This is a genomic window from Planktothrix sp. FACHB-1355 (assembly GCF_014748295.1).
GTDB lineage: Bacteria > Cyanobacteriota > Cyanobacteriia > Cyanobacteriales > Aerosakkonemataceae > Aerosakkonema > Aerosakkonema funiforme_A.
The window spans coordinates 1-1,610 of the sequence record NZ_JACJUP010001358.1 but is presented as its reverse complement, the minus strand read 5'-3'; the positions used below and the strand labels follow the sequence as shown (position 1 = coordinate 1,610).

Genomic DNA, 1,610 nt, shown 5'->3' with positions numbered 1-1,610 from the left:
ACGAGTTTTCCTTAAAAACAGTAATAAAAATCTGACTGAGTTTGACAAATAGATAAAATTGTGATATTGGAGCAAAGATGGTTATGTAGGGCTTTCCCCAATGGCCGATGGGAAATGATAAAATCTACTTTAAATAAAATAAAAAATATATGGAAACGGAAAAGCTAAATCATTATAAACAATATGGCAAATCTATAGGGGAAACAGTAGAATCGCTCTCCCAAAGCTTGTCGCTGCCAGATTGGGTGTCAGCAACTTTACCGAATGCGCTGACACGGCTGGGGGAGGCGGCGAAAAAAACAGTCGATCGCGCTACTTCGCCAGTGAAAATTGGTGTGATGGGAGAATTTAATGCCGGAAAAACTTTACTGTTGGGTAGTTTAATCGGGTACGGGGACGCACTACCGGTGAGTGCTAATCCGACGACGGGTAATGTTACTGCCATTCACTTGATTCAGCAAGAGGGTTTCCAAACGACGCAGGTAGAAGAATTTGCAGTTGAATATCTTTCGGATTTGGAAGTGAAAGAATGTTTGCAATTCATGTTGAAAGAAGCGGATAAGAGAGCGACGGATGCGAGCATAAATTCAGAACAGTTAAAAGCACTGCACAGGTTGAACGTTAACGAGATCGGTATTTGGCAAGATACAATTAATTGGTGCGAGACGGTTTGGAAAAGTAGCAATAATTTGGATTTGCGTTATTTGTTGCGGGAATTAATCTTGTTCGTGCGAACGTATGAAAGATGGGGAATATTGCTCGGTAAACAATATTCGCAAATCGATCCGATCGTCGCTCGTCAAGGACTGCAATTAGCAGATGCAGAAATGGATATCCAAAATCTTAGATTTGAGGATATGCCATTGCCGGCACCTGGGAAATCGAACCAAGTTTCGATTGAATCGTTGCAAAACAGCTTTCCCCTGATTCGGCGCGTGAATCTGAAAGTGAGAGTATCGAGAGATATTTGGGATTTGTCTGGTTTAGCAGGTGCAGAAGAATTTATTTTACTTGATTTTCCCGGATTGGGTGCGGCGAATTCGGGGGTGCGGGATACTTTCTTATCGCTGCGAGAACTGGAAGAAGTACAAACAATTTTGATTATATTAAAAGGTAATGAACCGGGTGGTGCAACTGCGAATAAAATTTTCACGATGATGCAGCAGCAGAAACCGGGGGTTAACCTGAAAGAGCGCATTTTGGTGGGAGTGGGAAGGTTCGATCAGCTACCTTTGGAAAATGAGGGAGGGGAAAGAATCTTAGATGAGATGATTGAGGAAAATGCGATCGATGATATTTTGCCATTTGAGGATGAACCGCTGAGCGAAAATAGCGTTTTGGAAAAACTGAAAGTGTTGAAAACTACTGTCGCTAGCGCTCAAGCATTTACCACGGAGAAAAATCGCATTTTTCTGCTATCGCCGCTGTGGGGATTGGGAGATTTAGCCAAGAATTCCAGTAACGTGCAGGTAGGTTCGCCAGAGTTTATGGCTAACTTAGATTATCTCTTCGATCGCGGGGAGAAGTCCAGACAATTGCGCGAAAAATGGCAGAGATTAAGTGAAAAGCTGCAAGGGTCCGATCGCAGGAGTACGCTAGCTCGACAATTA

1 protein-coding gene is annotated in these 1,610 nt (G+C 42.9%); it reads left to right on the top strand.

What is annotated here, in order from left to right; all coding sequences use genetic code 11:
• Positions 1-149: 149 nt before the first annotated feature.
• Positions 150-1,610, top strand: a 1,461-nt coding sequence (locus H6S82_RS32390; protein WP_191057440.1) for a dynamin family protein, incomplete at its 3' end; no start/stop codon positions are given.